The sequence below is a fragment of the Amycolatopsis mediterranei genome, from assembly GCF_026017845.1.
GTDB classification, from domain to species: Bacteria; Actinomycetota; Actinomycetes; order Mycobacteriales; family Pseudonocardiaceae; genus Amycolatopsis; species Amycolatopsis mediterranei.
The window spans coordinates 405,744-421,199 of record NZ_CP100416.1 but is presented as its reverse complement, the minus strand read 5'-3'; the positions used below and the strand labels follow the sequence as shown (position 1 = coordinate 421,199).

Here is a 15,456-nt window from a genome sequence, read left to right as displayed (position 1 = left end):
GGAGTTCACGGCAATGTCACTTGTCGGTCTTCGGCGCGGCCGGCTTCTTCACGGCGGCGCTGGTGGTGGTCGTCGTGGTCGTGCGGCGGGCCGGGGCGGCCGTCTTCGGGGCCGTCTTGTTCGCGACCTTGCGGCTGACCGAACGGGTCTCGTGGGCGAGGTCGTCACCCAGCTCCTCGACGGCCTCGGCCGCGTCGTCGGCGACCTTGCTCACCTTGCGGGCGGTCTTCTCGCCGGCCGAACGGGTGCGCTTGGTCACCTTGGCCAGCACGCCGTCGACGCGCTCGCGGACCTCGGTGCTGACGACCTCGGCCTGGCCCTGCGCGGTGGTGAGGGCCTCTTCGAGCTGCTCGATGGCCTTCTTGACCTGCGGCTGCGTGGCGATCTTGTCCCACGCCTGCTCGCCCGACTCGGCCAGCTTGTTGTACAGCTTGAGCGCGGCCTCGGTGTACTCGTCGATGACCTTGCGCAGTTCGGCCGGGTCCAGCTTCTCGCGGAGGCTCTCGACGTCGGTCGGCAGCTCCTGCAGGTTCTTGCGGGCGACCTCGCCGCTCTTGGTCACGTTCTCCTTGGCCTTCGCCACGGCGTCGGTGACGGCGTGGGTGGCCAGGTTGCCGGCGCCGAGCGCGGCGAGCAGCGGGGTGCGGACCTGGTCGAGGGCGGTGGTGACGGCCTTCTTGACGTCTTCGGTCTTGGGGGTGGTCATGCTGACTCCTCGGTTTTCGCGGCTGGTGTGGTGTCTGGGGCTTCCGGGGCGGGAGAGGCGGCCGGCCGTGCCGCGGCGTTCTCCCGGCGGAAGGATTCGTAGACGTCGAGCAGGACCTGCTTCTGTCGTTCGGTCAGCTCGGCGTCGGCGCGGATCGCGTCGCCCACCGGCCCGCCCGTCGGCAGGTCGAGGATCCCGGCCTGCACGTACAGCGCTTCCGCCGAAATGCGCAGGCCCTTGGCGATCTGCTGCAGGATCTCCGCGCTGGGCTTGCGCACCCCGCGCTCGATCTGGCTCAGGTACGGGTTGGACACGCCGGCGAGCTTCGACAGCTGGCGCAACGAGATCTTCGCGGTGTTGCGCTGCTGGCGGATGTACTCGCCGATGTCGGAAGCGATGTCCGCGACCTTCTCCATGGGACTGCCGGATCCTGACGTCCCACCGGTCTCTGCCATCCGGTCACCTCCTCGCGACACTTTCGACGGTACGCGCGAGTGCTAGCTATTGCAAGCACTCTGCTTGCAACTATCGGGTGTGGTGGTGCTCACCGCTACCGTGGTCCCATGACGCGCTCGGCCCGGCTGCGGCGACGCCTCGTCGAGCACCTCCTCGACGAGGACGTCCTGCACGCGCCGGAGTGGATCGCCGCCTTCCGCGCGGTCCCCCGCCACGTCTTCCTGCCGCGGTTCTTCATGCCGGCGGGCGGGTTGTGGGCGGCGGTCGAGCGCGGCGACCCGGGCTGGCTGGAGACGGTCTACTCCCGCGATGTGCTGGTGACGCAGCTCGACGACGACCCGGGCCGCTGGGAGCTCGCCCGGCGCACCGGCCCGGTGGCTGGCACGCCGACGAGCTCGTCGAGCATGCCCTCGATCATGGCGATCATGCTCGAGGAGCTGCGGGTGCGCGACGGGCAGTGCGTCCTCGAGATCGGCACCGGCACCGGGTACAACGCCGCGCTGCTGAGCCACCGCTGCGGCGCCGGCCGGGTGTCCACAGTGGACATCGATCCGGCGATCGTCGCGGCGGCGCGCGAGCGGCTGGCCGCCGCGGGCTACCACCCGGCCTGCGCGGTGGGCGACGGCGCGCTCGGCTTCCCGGCCGGGACGATCTTCGACCGGGTGCTGTGCACCGCTTCGGTGTCGTCGATCCCGCCGGCCTGGCTGGCGCAGACCGCGCCGGGCGGGCTGATCGTCACGACGCTGAACCGCCCGATCGGCGCCGGGCTGGTCCGGCTCGTCGTCGGCGAGGACGGCGACGCGCAGGGCCGTGTCCTCGCGCGCGACGGCCGCTTCATGCCGCTTCGCGCGCACCGGCTGCCGGAGACCGGCCCGCTGTCGATGCCCTCGCGCGGCGACTGGGAGCAGACGCGGCTGCCCATGTCGACGGTGCTGCAACCCCGCAAGCAGTTCGAGTTCTTCGCGGGACTGGCGCTGCCCGGCGTCCGGCCGGTGCGCGAAGGCGGCGACGAAACACCGGGCGTCGCGCTGGTCCACCCGGACGGCTCGTGGGTCCGCCACCGCAAGCGCGGCGGCGCCGACGAGGTCGCCCAGGGCGGCCCGCGGGCGCTGTGGGAGCTCGCCGAGGCGGCCTTCGTCGAGTGGTGCGAGCTGGGCAAGCCGGACCGCGACCGGTTCGGGGTGACGGTGACCGGCGACCGGCAGGAGTTCTGGCTCGACTCCCCGGACGGCCGCACCTGGCCGCTGGAGCACAACGACCGGCCGCCCGCACCGGGGGCGGCGAGCTAAGGCAGCCGCGCGCGGATCCACTGCTCCACGTGGTCGGCCGTCGCCTCGCGGGACACGTCCGTGGTGTCGAAGACGTCGACGCCGAGTCCGGGCGCCGAGTTCCGCAGCCAGTCGTTGAACTCCAGCATCTCTTCGATCCGCGGCTCGTCCCACTCCCGCCAGGCCGGACGCGCCCGCAGCCGGGCCCGCAGCGACTCCGGCGACCCGACCAGCGCCAGGTAGTGGATGTCGCTGAAGAACGCGCGCTCCGGCAAGGCCTCGAACTCCGGCGGTGCCACCGTCCCGCACAGCACGACCGGGCGGCCGTTCTGCTGCACCATCGCCGCCATCCGCAGCCAGACCGAGCGGAACGACGTGACGTCGCCGCGCAGGGCATCGATCCAGAGGATGTCCTGCTCCAGCAGCACGACGTCGCCGGCGAACCGCGCGGCCAGCAGCGGCCCCATCGTCGACTTCCCGGCGCCGCTGGGGCCGGTCAGCGCGAACAGGGGCAGTTTCCGGAACGGCCGCTCGTGCCCGCACTTCGGGCACGTGATGACGGCGCCCTCGACGATCGGCTGTTCGGCCAGCTCGCCACACGCCGGACAGATCCGCAGGTCGAGGCCCATTTCAGTCGAACAGGTTCTCGAGGAAGCTGCGCTTGCGGTGCCCCTGCCCGTACGGGCGCGGCGAGTCCGGGTGGCCGCCGCGGTACGGCCGTGGCGAGTCCGAGTACCCGCGGTGCGGCCGCGGCGAGTCCGGGTAGCCGCCCCGGTAGGGCCGCGGCGAGTCGGGGCGGCCGTGACCGCCCTGGTACGGCGGCGGCTGCCGGCCGTAGAACGAGCTCTCCGCACCGACGATGGCCTCGAGCTCACCGCGGTCGAGGAAGATCCCGCGGCAGCCGTCGCACTGGTCGATGTGGATGCCGTTCTTGTCGACGGTCCGCATCTGGTTCTGACACTTCGGACAAATCACACCGCCGAGCCTACGCAAAAACGGGTCAGCAGGCGCAGAGGCAGAACGGGTGCCCGACCGGATCGGCGTAGACGCGGAACGTCTCCGGGGTGTCGTCGAGCAGCTTCGCGCCCAGGCCGAGCACGCGCTCGTGCGCCGCTTCCAGGTCCGTGACGTTCAGGTCCAGGTGCAGCTGCTGCGGGTTCTCCGCGGACGGCCACGCCGGGGGCCGGTAGTCGGGCACCCGCTGGAACGCGAGGCCCGCGCCGCCGGCGGGATTGGCCAGCGTCACCCAGTGCCCGTCCTCGGCCACCTCGGGCGCCGCCCACTCCAGCACCGAGCGGTAGAACTCGGCCAGCGCCACCGGGTCGGGGCAGTCGAGGGCCACCACGCCCAGGGTCGGTACCGCACTCATCGTCGCTCCCTTCGATCCTGAGTAACCAGTGAAGCGATTATGTGGGTTAGCTCACCCGAAGGCAACCGCCGTACACTCGGCAAGTGCACACCGACGCCTCCCTCGTGGTGGAGTTCCTCAACACGGTCAACGTCGAAGAAGGCACCGACCTGCTCGAAGACCCGGGGCAGTGGCGCGAGTGGGCGGCCGCGCACGCGCTGGCAGCCAATCAGGCCGGCGAAGCCCGTGCGGCGCGGGACGCCCTGCGCGCGGCGATCGGCGACCCACGGCTGCCCGGGGGCCGCGTCGACGTCGGCACCCGGATCTCCCTCACCGCCGACGGGCCGACGCTCGTGGCGGACGACGTCGTGGGCGCGGTGTTCGCGGCCTGCACGCGCCTGGTCGTGCGCGGCGACTGGATCCGGCTGAAGATCTGCCCCGCCGACACCTGCCTGTGGGCGTTCTACGACGAGTCGCGCAACCGCTCGCGGACGTGGTGCTCGATGCGCGTCTGCGGCAACCGCGAGAAGGCGCGTGGCTGGCGCGCCCGCGCCGCCGCGGGCTGAGCAGCCCTCATCCGAGCGGCGGACACTCGAACGGTTGTGGACAACTTGGGGACGGATCACCACATATCCACGCCCCGGACCGCTCCGCCCCCACACGTTGTGGACAGCCGTTAGGCCATCACCGTGAAAAACTGTGGATAACCCGGGGGATAACTCAGCTTCCTGTGGACAACTGGTTTGAAGCTCCCCCAGGTGTGGTATATGTCCATGCCCTCAGAACAGCAGCTCCGCGACGGCATAGATGACCAGCCCGGCGAGCGCGCCCACCACCGTGCCGTTGATCCGGATGAACTGCAGGTCGCGGCCCACCTGGAGCTCGATCTTGCGGGACGTCTCCTCGGCGTCCCATCGCTCGACCGTGTCGGTGATGATCGTGGTGATCTCCCGTGAGTAGTTCTTCACGAGGTACGCCGCGGCCCCCTCGACCCAGCCGTCGGCCTTCGCGCGCAGCTGGTCGTCGGTGCTCAGCCGCTGCCCGAGCGAGGTGAGCCCGAGCCGGACGCGCCGGCGCAGCTCGCTCGACGGGTCCTCGGCCGCGGTCAGCAGCATCTCCTTGGCCGTGCTCCACGCCGAGCCGATCAGCCGCTGCACCTCTTCGTGGTGCACGAGCTGGCCCTTGACCTGCTCGGCGCGGGCCATCACGTCCGGGTCGGTCTGCAGGTCCTGGGCGAACTCGCCGAGGAACTTGTCCAGCGCCAGCCGCATCGGGTGGTTGACGTCGGTCTTGACCGCCCAGGCGAAGGACAGCACCTCGCCGTAGACCTTGTCGGCCAGCATCTCGTCGACGAACTTCGGCGACCAGCTCGGCGCCCGGTCCGACACCACGCGCAGCATCGTCGTGTGGTTGTCGCGCACCCACTCGTAGCCGCGGTCGCACATCAGGTCCACGAGCTTGTGGTGCGCGCCGTCGGCGAACACGCCCTGCAGGATCTTGCCCAGCGGCGGGCCCCACGGCTTGTCGATGATCCGGCGGGCGACCGCCTGCTCCATGATCGCCTGGACGTCTTCGTCGCGAAGCACCTTCACGGCCGCACGGACCACCGTGGCCAGCTCGGACGTCACGCGCTCGGCGTTGTCCGGCTCGGCGAGCCAGGCGCCGAGGCGCCGGGCGATCTCGACGCGCTTGAGCTTGTCGCGCACGACCTCCTCGGACAGGAAGTTCGAGCCGACGAAGTCGCCGAGGCTGTTGCCCAGCGCGTCCTTCTTGTTCGGGATGATCGCCGTGTGCGGGATCTTCAGCCCGAGCGGGTGCCGGAACAGCGCCGTGACGGCGAACCAGTCGGCCAGCGCGCCGACCATGCCGGCCTCGGCCGCGGCCCGCACGTACCCGACCCAGCCCGGCCAGCCGGCCGACTGGGCCCAGCTGGTCAGCAGGAACACGAGCGTCGCGCCGAGGAGGAACGACAGCGCGACGAGCTTCATCTTGCGCAGCGCACGCCGCTTTTCCTCTTCACCGGCCGCGCCGCCCGGTGGGTCGGCGGGCGTCACCTTCGCGGGGGTCAGTTGCTCCACATCGCCATTGTCCGTGAGGATGGCTGATCGTGCGCGAACCTGCTCTCGTCCCCCGGCTCCGACCGTTCACCTCGACCATCTTCGCCGAGATGACGGCGCTGGCCGTCCGGCACGACGCGGTCAACCTCGGCCAGGGCTTCCCGGACACCGACGGCCCGGCCGGGATGCTCGAAGCGGCGAAGAACGCCCTGTTCGGCGGGGCGAACCAGTACCCGCCGGGGCCCGGACGGCCCGAGCTGCGGGCGGCGATCGCCCGGCACCGGCTGCGCTACGGCACCGACTACGACCCGGACACCGAGATCCTGGTCACCGCGGGCGCGACCGAGGCCATTGCGGCAGCGTTGCTGGCCCTGACCGAGCCCGGTGACGAGGTGATCGTCATCGAGCCGTACTACGACTCCTACGCCGCCGCGGTCGCGATGGCGGGCGCCGAGCGCCGGGTCGTCGGCCTGGTCGAGGGCCCGGACGGCCGGTTCGGCCTCGACGTCGACGGACTGCGCGCCGCCGTCACGCCGCGGACCAGGGCGATCCTGGTGAACTCGCCGCACAACCCGACCGGCACCGTGTTCACCCGCGCCGAGCTCGAGGCGCTGGCCGCGCTGTGCGTCGAACACGACCTCATCGCGATCTGCGACGAGGTCTACGAACACCTGGTCTTCGACGACGCGGCGCACATCCCACTGGTCACGCTGCCCGGCATGCGGCCGCGGACGGTGAGCATCGCCAGCGCCGGCAAGACGTTCAACTGCACCGGCTGGAAGATCGGCTGGGTCTGCTCGACGCCGGAGCTCGTCTCGGCGGTGAAGGCGGCGAAGCAGTTCATCACCTTCGTTTCGGGCGGCCCGCTGCAACCGGCCGTCGCGCACGCGCTCGACCACGAGCTGCCCTGGGTCGACGGCCTGCGCGCGTCGCTGCAGGAAAAGCGCGACCGGCTTTCGGCCGGCCTCGCGGACGCCGGGTTCGCCGTGCGGCCGACGGCGGGCACGTACTTCGTCTGCGTCGACGTCCGGCCGCTCGGCTTCACCGACGCCGCCGATCTGGCCTGGGAACTGCCGGGCCGGGTCGGGGTCGCCGCGGTGCCGGTGAAGGTGTTCACCGATCACCCGGACGAGTGGAACCACCTGCTGCGTTTTGCGTTCTGCAAGCGCAACGAGGTCATCGACGAGGCCATCACCCGATTGCGCAAACTGGTCTGATCACCGCGATCCGGCTGAGTAGACGTCCTTCGCGGCCGTTCCGGCGGGGCACCGGGAGCGGGCGCGGTCTCGACCGGCGCGCCGGAGGCCCGCGGGACCGGGGGCGCGCCCAGCACTTGCCGCTCCGAGTCGTCACTCTCCGCGACGGCGATGACTGCGTCCCGCAACGGCCGCGATGAGCACGGCCGGCTCCCCGCCGCGCGGCTCCGCCTGGCGAGCACCACCCGCGCCGGACGTCCCCAGGCGACCGGCCGAGGCCTTTCATGATCACGGACCGCAGCCGGATTCCGGACCGGTGCGAGCCGCACGATTTCGGCGCAGGGCAAGCGAAGCTGCCCGGGTGACCCCGTTCGGCCCAGTGGCGATTCCGCATCCCGGGTGGAATTCCGGCCGCTTGGCCGAAACCACGGGGTGTGCACCGAACGGAACCGAGTCGACACAAAGCGCGTCCGGGCAGCGGGAAACATCAGGTCATCGCCGAATGTGCAAATTGCAGAACTCGTCCGAATGGCCGTAAGCGCACACCCGAACGGCACTGAGAGTGATCAACTCGTCGGCCGCAGATACGTTGTCCGGGTGGGCTGCTCGGCCTCGCGGGCTGGATCGAACGCGGGAGAGATGAAAGACTCCGAGCGGTGCTAGAACGAGTGCAGCCCCGGGGGAACTGCGACCTGGCCGGAGAAAGACCCCAGCAAGAACTGGCTCGAGCGGAAATCGCGGAAGCCTCAGGCGCGGACGGTGGTGGTGGCGGTGAGCAGCACGGCGGACGCGCGCCGCGACGCTCCCGTTCGGTCCGCGCTGGGCACTCCCGTTCGGTCCGCGCTGGACACTTCCGTTCGGCCTGCGCTGGACACTCCCGTTCGGCCTGCGCCCACACCGGATGCTGCCGTTCCGCCTGCGCTTACGCCGGGTGAAGCGGAAGCCTCGTACGCGCGCGTACGGGCGCCGCGCCCGTGGGCGGCCTCGCTGCAGCGGCCCGCCGCCAAGATCCTGGTCGCCGGTGGGCTGACCCTCGCGGGCTGGCTGCTCGGCGCCGCGCTGTCCGGCAGCACCGCGTCGGCCGCCGAGCGGCCGGCGTGCCCGGACGCGCCCGTGGTTTCCACTGTGGACCATGCCGCTAAGCCGCTCTGGCACGCCAGGCACCGCAAGAGCCACCACGAGACCGGGGCCGCCACCTGCGAGGGGCAGCCGAAGACCGACAGCGCCGAACCGCCCGCGGCGGATGAGACGCAGGCGGACGAGACCACAAAGGACAGCTCGGCCGACGGACAGCCGGCGGCCACCACGCCGGACGGCAGCCCCGCCGGAGCGCCGGCGGCCGGCGACCCCGCCGAAGGGCCTGCAGCCACTGCACCGGACGGCGGTGCCGCCGAAGGGCCGGCAGCCACCCCGGACAGCGCCAGCGAGTCGGCGGGCACCACGCCGGACGGCAGCACCGCCGGTCAGCCGACGGCCACCACGCAGGACAGCGACCCGGCCGCCGCCTCCTCGGAAAGCTCTTCCACCGAGGAGCCCGCCGCCACGACATCGGACAGCTCGGCTGCCACCCCCACCAAGACAACAACCAAGGCGACGACCGCCGAAGCACCGAAGGCCACCTCTTCCAGCGGGAACCTGCTCGGCAACCTCGTCGGCAGCACGCTGAAGGTGGTCAGCGTCGCGACCACAGGAGCGACCACCGAAGCGACCACAAAGGACACCGCTGACCAGCCGGCCGCTCCCGCCAAGCCCACTTCCTCCGGCGGTGACCTGCTCGGCGGCCTCCTCGGCGGCGTCCTGGACGTGGTCGGCGGAACGCTCTCCACCGTCACGGACACCGTCGGCGCCGTCACGGACACGCTCTCCCACACCGTGCTCGCGCCGCTCACCCAGCCGCTCGGGGGCAACCCCGGCGGCCCCGTGCTGCTGCCCCTCGACGACATCCTGGGCCCCGTGTTCGGCGGCGGCTCGAACTCCGGCGGCGTCATCGCGGTCGTGCCCGGCGTGACGACGGCTGCCGTCGTCACGCAGGCGCCCGCCACGGTCCTCGAGACCGTCCCGGGCGCGGTTCCGACGACGGCCGCCGACCCGCAGCAGCAGACCACCCGGGTCGCGGTCACGCCGCGCCTCGTCGTCGTCCGGCACGCGGAGCCGCTGCCGGCGGTCCACGAGCAGCCGCGCGACTCCGGCACCCACGCCACGACCGGCGGCGGCGACTCCACGCCCGGCCTGCCCGGCGGCACCACCGCCCCGAGCGCGCCGGCCCCCACCGCCGCCCCGGGCCACGACGGCCCCGGCGGCGCCCGCCACGCCTTCGCCGTCCACACCGACGACGTCACCACCACGCAGCTCAAGCTGATCGGCACCAGCCGCGACCACGAGGTCGACGGCGCAGGGAGGGAAGCCGCCCTGCCCACCACCTCTCCCGACTGACCCCCGACCGGGCAGCCGGGGACAAGTGCGCCCAAATCAAGATCATCAAGGCGCGCTCGCACGCCGTTGAGGCGTGACGTTTCCCCTGGTACAGCCCGTAATCCGTGGCTCTTTCACGTCTCATGACGCCGGAAGGCGTCCGACGTACCCCAGGGGCGAAAACCATGCGAAAACGCAGCCGTTTCGACCAACACAGACTTTCCGACCGGCCGACCGCGCCCGGCCGGGTCGGATCCCGGTCCCGGCGCCGCGCTGCCCCCGCGGCGCCGGGACCCACACCGGGTGCGCTCCGGGAGCCCTTGCTCACCGCGCCGAGCGAGGACTCGCAGTACCGCGAGCGCACCTGAGCCGCCGGCTTCCCGGCACGTCGAGGGGCTGTGCCGGGAAGCCGCGGTACCCGCGAACGGGGTCACGTCCGTGAGCGGGTGTGTGGAACACGAACCGGTGCGCTGGATGCACATGAACGCCGCCCTTCCCTGGGAGCGGGCTCGCATCCAGTGCACCGGTTCGTTCATGCGATGGGCGCGTCCAGCGAAGCCGGGGTGCCGCGGACCGACGCTTCGGCCGCGCTCAGCCGCCGGACCGCTTCGTCGATCCGGTCCGGTGGCAGCGAAAACGGCAGCCGGATCCAGCGCTCCAGCCCGCCGTGGACGCCGAAGCGCGAGCCCGGCGCCACCTGGACGCCGTGGCTCGCCGCCGCCACCGCCAGGCGCGAGCTCACCGGCTCCGGCATGCGGCACCACACCGACAGGCCGCCGTCCGGCAGCGTGAACGTCCAGTCCGGGAGGTGCCGGTGCACGGCGGCGGCCAGCGCGTCGCGGTAGCCGCGCAGTTCCTCGCGCCGGCGGCCGAGCAAGGTTTCGTCGGCCATCAGCTCGGTCAGCACGAGCTGCTCGAACACCGGCGACCCGAGGTCGACCGCGTAGCGCGCCGCGACCAGCCGGCCGAGCAGGTCCTCGGACGCGCGGATCCAGCCGAGCCGCAGGCCGCCCCAGTGCGTCTTCGACGCCGATCCGACGCAGATGGCCAGGTCGCCGGCGAACGCGGCCAGCGGCGGCGGCCCGTGCAGGGGATCGCCCTCCAGGTCCAGCTCGACCAGCGTCTCGTCCACCACGACCGGCGTCCGGGCGCGGGCCAGCACGGTCCCGAGCCGGGACCGGCCTTCGGCGTCCAGGCGCAGGCCGGTCGGGTTCTGGAAGTCGACGACGAGGTAGGCGAACCGCGGGGACGCCTGGCGCAGCGCCGCGTCGACCCCGGCGATGTCCCAGCCGCGCGCCCCGGTCGGGTCGAGCGCCACCGGCACCGGGAGCGCGTGCGCGGCGCGGATCGCCTCCAGGGCGTTCGGGTACGTCGGCTGCTCCACCAGCACGCGGTCGCCGGGACCGGCGAGCATCCGCAGGACCAGGACGAACGCGTGGTGCGCGCCGTTGGTGACCATGACCTGCGCCGGCGTCGTCGGCAGCCCGCGCTCGGTGTAGCGCCGCGCGATCTGTTCTCGCAGGCCGGGCAGGCCGCGTTCCTGGTAGCCGTGGTCGCCCAGGTGGTCGGCGAGCCGGCCGCGGGCGGCGTCGACCGCCGCGGCCGTGCCCGGGATGGCGGGCGAGGACGCGTGGGTGAAGTCGATCGAGCCGTCGCCGACCGGCGCGAGCGGGCCACGGCGGCGCCGTCCCGGCGCGGCGATCCACGATCCCGCGCCGCGGCGGCTCGCGACGAACCCGTTCTCGCGCAACCGGTCCAGCGCCGCGCCGATCAGCGTCCGGCTGGCGCCGAGCGCGTCGGCCAGCTCGCGCTCGGCGGGCAGCCGAGTGCCGAGCGGGAGCTGGCCGTCGAGCACCTGCAGTTCGATGGCCGCGGCCAGGTCGGCCGCCCCCTGCCGGGAGCCGCCTTGCCGCCACGAGCCCAGCATGACGGCCAATCGCGGCCCTGAAATGCGTCCACCTACCGGGAGCACGGCTTCCATAAGGCCAATATCCTGGAATTGGCTATGGTTTACAAGGCCACTTGCGGTCGATAGTGGAGACGTGGCTCAGACCGACCTCCGGCCCGTCCGGATCTCCCGTGACCCCGCCCGCCGCAGTGTCCAGCTGCTCGCGGGCCTCGCCCTCTACGGCACCAGCGTCGCCCTCGTCACCCGCGCCGGCCTCGGCCTCGAGCCGTGGAGCGTGCTGGCCGAAGGCGTCCTGAAGCACACCGGCCTGAGCTTCGGCACGGTCACCGGCCTGATCTCGGTGGCCGTGCTGCTGCTGTGGATCCCGCTGCGCCAGCGGCCCGGCATCGGCACCATCGCGAACGTCGTGGTCATCTCGGTCATGGTCGACGTCGTCCGCGCGGTGCTCCCGGACCAGCACGACCTGGTGTGGCAGATCGTGCTGCTGGTCGGCGGGGTGACGCTCAACGGCGTCGCGACCGCCACCTACGTCGGCGCCCGGTTGGGCCCCGGCCCCCGCGACGGCCTGATGACCGGGCTGGCCGGGCGCACCGGCTGGTCGGTCCGGCTGGTGCGCACCGGCATCGAGGTCACCGTGGTCGCGGCCGGTTTCCTGCTCGGCGGGACCGTCGGGATCGGCACCGTGCTCTACGCCATCGCGATCGGCCCGCTCACCCAGGCACTGCTGCCCCGGACCACCTGGCGGGAAGAGCAGGAGCCGCAGCAGGGTCACTAACCGGCCTTGCGCTGCTGCACCGCCCGGCGCAGCGTCTGGTAGTCCGCGCCGCGCCGGGCGAGCACGTCGTCGGTGCCGCGCTGCTGGGCCAGCGCCAGCAGGATGTGCTCCTGGCCGAGGTGCTTGTCGCCGAGCCGGACGGCTTCCTTGAGGCTCAGTTCGAGGGTCTTCTTCGATTGTGCGGTGAAGGGGATGTGCCCGCGCTTGGCCGGGCCGAGCCGTCCGGCCAGCGCCCCTTCGCCGTGGGTTTGCTCGACACGTTCGACGATCTGCTCGACGTCGATGCCGAACTCGGTGAGCGCCTCGGCGTCGGCGTCGCTCACGCCGCCGCGGCGCCGGGTCCGGGCCAGTTCGGCGGCGATGTCGTCGGTGGACACGCCCAGCTCGGTGAGCACCTGGACGCCGGTCTTCACCAGCCCGGCGAGCAGGTGGGCCGGCCCGATTTCCACCGAACCCGACTCGCGCGCCACGATCTGCGCCTCGACCACCGTCATCCGCGCGTCGGTCGTGAACCTCTCGAACATCAGTGCCTCCCGTACTTCTTGTGCACGGCCTGCCGGCTGACCCCCAGCTCGGCGGCGATTTCCTGCCACGACCAGCCGTGCACCCGCGCGCTGCGGACCTGCACGGCCTCCAGTTGTTCCAGCAGCCGCCGGAGCGCGGCGACCGCGCGCAGCCCCACCCGGGGATCGCGATCACCCGCCCGGGCGGCCAAATCCGTCGCTTCCGTCATGTCTGTCAACCTACGTTGACATCGGACGCCTGTCAACCGAAGTTGACACGCTCAGCGCGAACGCGCGGGAGAGGCGCCGTACAGTCGGGTGATGCCCGAGATCGCGATCGCCGAGCGGGCCGGGGTGGGCGCCGACGGCCACCCGCGCCCGACCGAGGACCACGTCGTCGTGCTGGACAACGCGGTGCTGGTCCTCGACGGCGCCACCTCGTCGGAACCCTCCCAACCGCCGGGCGGCTGGTACGCCGAACGGCTGGCCCGGCGCCTCGCCGAAGACCTCCACGTGGCCCCGGAAGCCGACCTGACCGAGGTCCTGACCAGCGCGATCGCTGCGCTCACGGCGGAACACCGGCTGCAACCGCAGCGCTCGCCGTCCAGCACGGTCGCGGCCGTGCGCTGGCTCGAAGACCGCGTCGACGCGCTCGTGCTGGCCGACAGCCCGGTGGTCGGCTTCGGCGGCTTCGGGGTCGACGTCGTTTCGGACGACCGGCTCGCCCGGCTGCGGCGGCGCGGGATGCTCCAGACCGGGGCCGACGTCCGGCGGCGGCGCAACGCCCACGACGGCTTCTGGGTCGCCGAAGCCGACCCGGGTGCCGCGGCGCACTCGGTCCGGCGCAGCTGGCCGCGGGCCGACGTCGAGGCGGTGCTGCTCGCCAGCGACGGCGTGTCCATCGGCGTCGACCAGTACGAGCTCTTCGACTGGCGCGAGGTCCTGGCGGTCAGCCGCGCCGACGGGCCCGACGCCGTGCTGGCCGCCGTCCGCACCGCCGAGAAGCAGGATCCGGACGGCGAACGCTGGCCCCGGCCGAAGCGGCACGACGACCAGGCCCTCGTCGTCGTCGACTTCGAATCGGGGGTTATTCAGGGTCTTCCCTGATCACGGCGGTCGCGTTTCCCGAGACCCTGGACGCATGGGGACGGAAGCGGGGAAACGCACGAGACCGTGGCGGCTCGTGGCGCTGGGTGCGATCGGGTGGGGCCTGTTCACGGCGGTGGTGCTGCACGTGATCAGCTCGCGCAACCCGGTGTACGACACGTTGTCGAGCTACACGGTGACCGACCGCGGCGAAGGGATGCTCGCGGCGAGCGTGCTCTCGCTGGCTGTCGGGTCGCTCGCGGTGCTCGGCGCGCTGCAGGTCGCCGGCGTGCCACTGTCGCGGACGACCCGGCTGCTGCTCGCGTTGTGGGCGCTCGGGCTGGCCGCCGCCGCGATCTTCCCGGCGAGCTACCCCGAGGCGCCGGACCCGGTGAGCGGCGAGATCCACCTCTACGCCTGCCTGGTCGCCTTCTGCAGCCTGCCCGGCGGGGCGATCTCCCTGCTGGAGCCGCTGCGGGGCCGGCCGGAGCGCGTCGCGCTGGTCCGGATGATCCGGCTGGTCGCGGGGGCGTTCGCGCTCTTCGCCCTGAGCTTCGTGTTCGTGCGGCTGAGCGAGGCCGGGGTGCCGCCGTTCCGCGAGATCTCCGACGCCTTCCCGATCGGCGTCACCCAGCGGCTGCTGCTGCTCGCCGACGTCGCGCTGCTGGGCACGCTGCTGTGGCTGGCGACCCGGCTGGAATCAGCCTTCGACGGCCGCGGCGAATTCGGGCGCGTAGCCGTACAGGCCGGGCATGCCGCCGGTGTGCAGGAACACCACGTGGTCGTCCGGGGCGAAGTGGCCGGCCCATTCGACCAGCGCGGCGGCCACCTTGCCGGTGTAGACCGGGTCGAGCACCACGCCCTCGGTGCGACCGAAGAGCCGTAGGGCGTTCCAGACCGCGTCGGTCGGGATGCCGTAACCGGGGCCGAGCGTGGAATCGCCCATCCTCGTGTGCGTGAGCGACGGTGGTTCGACGCCGAGGAGCTTGGCCGCGCCGTCGACGAGGTCGCGGAGGTTCTCCGTGGCCTCGTCGAGCGGGTGGCTGACGCAGGCGATGCCGACGCCGAGGTTGCCTAGGAGCGCGGTGCCCAGCGCGACGCCGGCCGCGGTGCCGCCGCTGGCGTGCGGGACGACGAGGTGTGCCCGCTCGATGCCGCGCTCTTCCAGCTGTTTCGCGAGTTCGTAGGTGGCGCGGACGTACCCGAGGGCGCCGAGGTCGTTGGAGCCGCCGACCGGGATCGTGGCGACCTTCCGGCCGTCGGCGGCGGCTTCGGCGACCAGGCGGTCGTAGGTGCGGCCGGTTTCCTCGCCGTCGGCGCAGATGTGGACGGTCGCGCCGAAAAGCCGGTCGAGGGGCAGGTTGCCGCCGCGTTCGTACGCCTCGCCGTCGCGCGGGACCTTGGCCGTGAGCACGAGCTCGCAGCGCAGGCCGAGCTTCGCGCACGCGGCGGCGGTCTGACGGCCGTGGTTGGTCTGGAGCGCCCCGAAGGTGATCACGGTGTCCGCACCGGCTTTTTCCGCCGCGCCGAGGTGGTACTCCAGCTTGCGGAGCTTGTTGCCGCCGGCGCCGAGCGGGTGCACGTCGTCGCGCTTGAGCCAGAGGTTCCGCAGGCCGAGGGCTTCGCCGAGCCGGGGGGCCCCGTGCAGCGGCGTCGGCCAGCCGCCCAGGTCGACGCGGGGTACCGCGGCCAGCGCGGCGTCGGGGAATCCGGCGAAGTCGAACGTCATCGGCCCTCCAG

16 protein-coding genes and 1 pseudogene are annotated in these 15,456 nt (G+C 72.4%); 7 read left to right on the top strand and 10 right to left on the bottom strand.

Features of this window, described 5'->3' with window-relative positions; translation table 11 throughout:
• Nucleotides 1-16: 16 nt before the first annotated feature.
• Nucleotides 17-706: a membrane protein gene (locus ISP_RS02190; protein WP_013222363.1), complete on the bottom strand. Its 690-nt coding sequence runs from the start codon at nucleotides 704-706 to the stop codon at nucleotides 17-19.
• Nucleotides 703-1,122 carry a helix-turn-helix domain-containing protein gene (locus ISP_RS02185; RefSeq protein ID WP_013222362.1) on the bottom strand — a complete coding sequence of 140 codons (420 nt, stop codon included), beginning with the start codon at nucleotides 1,120-1,122 and terminating at the stop codon, nucleotides 703-705. The genes ISP_RS02190 and ISP_RS02185 overlap by 4 nt, the downstream gene beginning before the upstream one ends.
• A gap of 147 nt (nucleotides 1,123-1,269) precedes the next feature.
• On the opposite strand from ISP_RS02185, the gene ISP_RS02180 reads away from it, so the two are divergent.
• A complete protein-coding gene (locus ISP_RS02180) occupies nucleotides 1,270-2,451 on the top strand; it encodes a methyltransferase domain-containing protein (protein WP_013222361.1) in 1,182 nt (393 codons plus the stop codon).
• Here the strand turns inward: ISP_RS02180 and ISP_RS02175 are convergent.
• The 3 genes from ISP_RS02175 to ISP_RS02165 are packed head-to-tail and all read right to left on the bottom strand — an operon-like array spanning nucleotide 2,448 to nucleotide 3,799.
• On the bottom strand, nucleotides 2,448-3,059 hold the full coding sequence (locus tag ISP_RS02175) for a nucleoside kinase (RefSeq protein WP_013222360.1): 612 nt from the start codon (nucleotides 3,057-3,059) through the stop codon (nucleotides 2,448-2,450). The genes ISP_RS02180 and ISP_RS02175 overlap by 4 nt on opposite strands.
• 1 nt (nucleotide 3,060) lies before the next feature.
• Complete coding sequence (locus tag ISP_RS02170) at nucleotides 3,061-3,378, bottom strand: TFIIB-type zinc ribbon-containing protein (RefSeq protein WP_013222359.1); 318 nt, start codon at nucleotides 3,376-3,378, stop codon at nucleotides 3,061-3,063.
• A 52-nt stretch (nucleotides 3,379-3,430) separates the two neighbouring features.
• Entirely contained in the window at nucleotides 3,431-3,799 is a 369-nt protein-coding gene (locus ISP_RS02165) for a VOC family protein (protein WP_013222358.1), read from the bottom strand.
• 83 nt (nucleotides 3,800-3,882) lie between these two features.
• On the opposite strand from ISP_RS02165, the gene ISP_RS02160 reads away from it, so the two are divergent.
• Nucleotides 3,883-4,344 carry a CGNR zinc finger domain-containing protein gene (locus ISP_RS02160; RefSeq protein WP_013222357.1) on the top strand — a complete coding sequence of 154 codons (462 nt, stop codon included), beginning with the start codon at nucleotides 3,883-3,885 and terminating at the stop codon, nucleotides 4,342-4,344.
• Nucleotides 4,345-4,557: 213 nt separating this feature from the next.
• Here the strand turns inward: ISP_RS02160 and ISP_RS02155 are convergent, their stop codons facing one another.
• Complete coding sequence (locus tag ISP_RS02155) at nucleotides 4,558-5,856, bottom strand: DUF445 domain-containing protein (protein ID WP_013222356.1); 1,299 nt, start codon at nucleotides 5,854-5,856, stop codon at nucleotides 4,558-4,560.
• Between the two features lie 29 nt (nucleotides 5,857-5,885).
• Between ISP_RS02155 and ISP_RS02150 the strand changes: the two genes are divergently transcribed.
• Nucleotides 5,886-7,052 (top strand): pyridoxal phosphate-dependent aminotransferase, encoded by a 1,167-nt coding sequence (locus tag ISP_RS02150; protein ID WP_013222355.1) that lies wholly within the window; start codon nucleotides 5,886-5,888, stop codon nucleotides 7,050-7,052.
• Nucleotides 7,053-7,802: 750 nt separating this feature from the next.
• Nucleotides 7,803-9,464, top strand: a complete 1,662-nt coding sequence (locus ISP_RS02145; RefSeq protein WP_230468685.1) for a hypothetical protein — start codon at nucleotides 7,803-7,805, stop codon at nucleotides 9,462-9,464.
• A gap of 511 nt (nucleotides 9,465-9,975) precedes the next feature.
• Here the strand turns inward: ISP_RS02145 and yczR are convergent.
• A complete protein-coding gene (gene yczR / locus ISP_RS02140) occupies nucleotides 9,976-11,424 on the bottom strand; it encodes a MocR-like transcription factor YczR (RefSeq protein ID WP_049878083.1) in 1,449 nt (482 codons plus the stop codon).
• A 61-nt stretch (nucleotides 11,425-11,485) separates the two neighbouring features.
• Between yczR and yczE the strand changes: the two genes are divergently transcribed.
• Nucleotides 11,486-12,127, top strand: coding sequence for a membrane protein YczE (gene yczE, locus ISP_RS02135; RefSeq protein WP_013222352.1), 642 nt, complete (start codon nucleotides 11,486-11,488; stop codon nucleotides 12,125-12,127).
• On the opposite strand, the gene ISP_RS02130 is transcribed toward yczE, so the two are convergent.
• Nucleotides 12,124-12,651 (bottom strand): Clp protease N-terminal domain-containing protein, encoded by a 528-nt coding sequence (locus tag ISP_RS02130; protein ID WP_013222351.1) that lies wholly within the window; start codon nucleotides 12,649-12,651, stop codon nucleotides 12,124-12,126. The two genes, yczE and ISP_RS02130, sit on opposite strands and share 4 nt — an antisense overlap.
• Entirely contained in the window at nucleotides 12,651-12,860 is a 210-nt protein-coding gene (locus ISP_RS02125; protein WP_004559389.1) for a sigma factor-like helix-turn-helix DNA-binding protein, read from the bottom strand. Before ISP_RS02125 ends, ISP_RS02130 begins: the two co-directional genes overlap by 1 nt.
• A 91-nt stretch (nucleotides 12,861-12,951) precedes the next feature.
• Between ISP_RS02125 and ISP_RS02120 the strand changes: the two genes are divergently transcribed.
• Nucleotides 12,952-13,737, top strand: coding sequence for a protein phosphatase 2C domain-containing protein (locus ISP_RS02120; protein ID WP_014466552.1), 786 nt, complete (start codon nucleotides 12,952-12,954; stop codon nucleotides 13,735-13,737).
• Nucleotides 13,738-13,771: 34 nt separating this feature from the next.
• Nucleotides 13,772-14,338: pseudogene (locus ISP_RS02115) on the top strand (DUF998 domain-containing protein); the annotation flags it as partial.
• A 78-nt stretch (nucleotides 14,339-14,416) separates the two neighbouring features.
• Here ISP_RS02115 and ISP_RS02110 read toward each other — a convergent pair.
• Nucleotides 14,417-15,445, bottom strand: coding sequence for a D-cysteine desulfhydrase family protein (locus tag ISP_RS02110; protein ID WP_013222349.1), 1,029 nt, complete (start codon nucleotides 15,443-15,445; stop codon nucleotides 14,417-14,419).
• Between the last annotated feature and the right edge of the window lie 11 nt (nucleotides 15,446-15,456).

Coding starts and splice junctions, on each gene's coding strand:
- ISP_RS02190 (WP_013222363.1), bottom strand. CDS start 706: ATGACCACCCCCAAGACCGAAGACGTCAAGAAGGCCGTCACCACCGCC.
- yczR (WP_049878083.1), bottom strand. CDS start 11,424: ATGGAAGCCGTGCTCCCGGTAGGTGGACGCATTTCAGGGCCGCGATTG.
- ISP_RS02180 (WP_013222361.1), top strand. CDS start 1,270: ATGACGCGCTCGGCCCGGCTGCGGCGACGCCTCGTCGAGCACCTCCTC.
- ISP_RS02130 (WP_013222351.1), bottom strand. CDS start 12,651: ATGTTCGAGAGGTTCACGACCGACGCGCGGATGACGGTGGTCGAGGCG.
- ISP_RS02170 (WP_013222359.1), bottom strand. CDS start 3,378: ATGCGGACCGTCGACAAGAACGGCATCCACATCGACCAGTGCGACGGC.
- ISP_RS02165 (WP_013222358.1), bottom strand. CDS start 3,799: ATGAGTGCGGTACCGACCCTGGGCGTGGTGGCCCTCGACTGCCCCGAC.
- ISP_RS02125 (WP_004559389.1), bottom strand. CDS start 12,860: ATGACGGAAGCGACGGATTTGGCCGCCCGGGCGGGTGATCGCGATCCC.
- ISP_RS02175 (WP_013222360.1), bottom strand. CDS start 3,059: ATGGGCCTCGACCTGCGGATCTGTCCGGCGTGTGGCGAGCTGGCCGAA.
- ISP_RS02185 (WP_013222362.1), bottom strand. CDS start 1,122: ATGGAGAAGGTCGCGGACATCGCTTCCGACATCGGCGAGTACATCCGC.
- ISP_RS02110 (WP_013222349.1), bottom strand. CDS start 15,445: ATGACGTTCGACTTCGCCGGATTCCCCGACGCCGCGCTGGCCGCGGTA.
- ISP_RS02120 (WP_014466552.1), top strand. CDS start 12,952: ATGCCCGAGATCGCGATCGCCGAGCGGGCCGGGGTGGGCGCCGACGGC.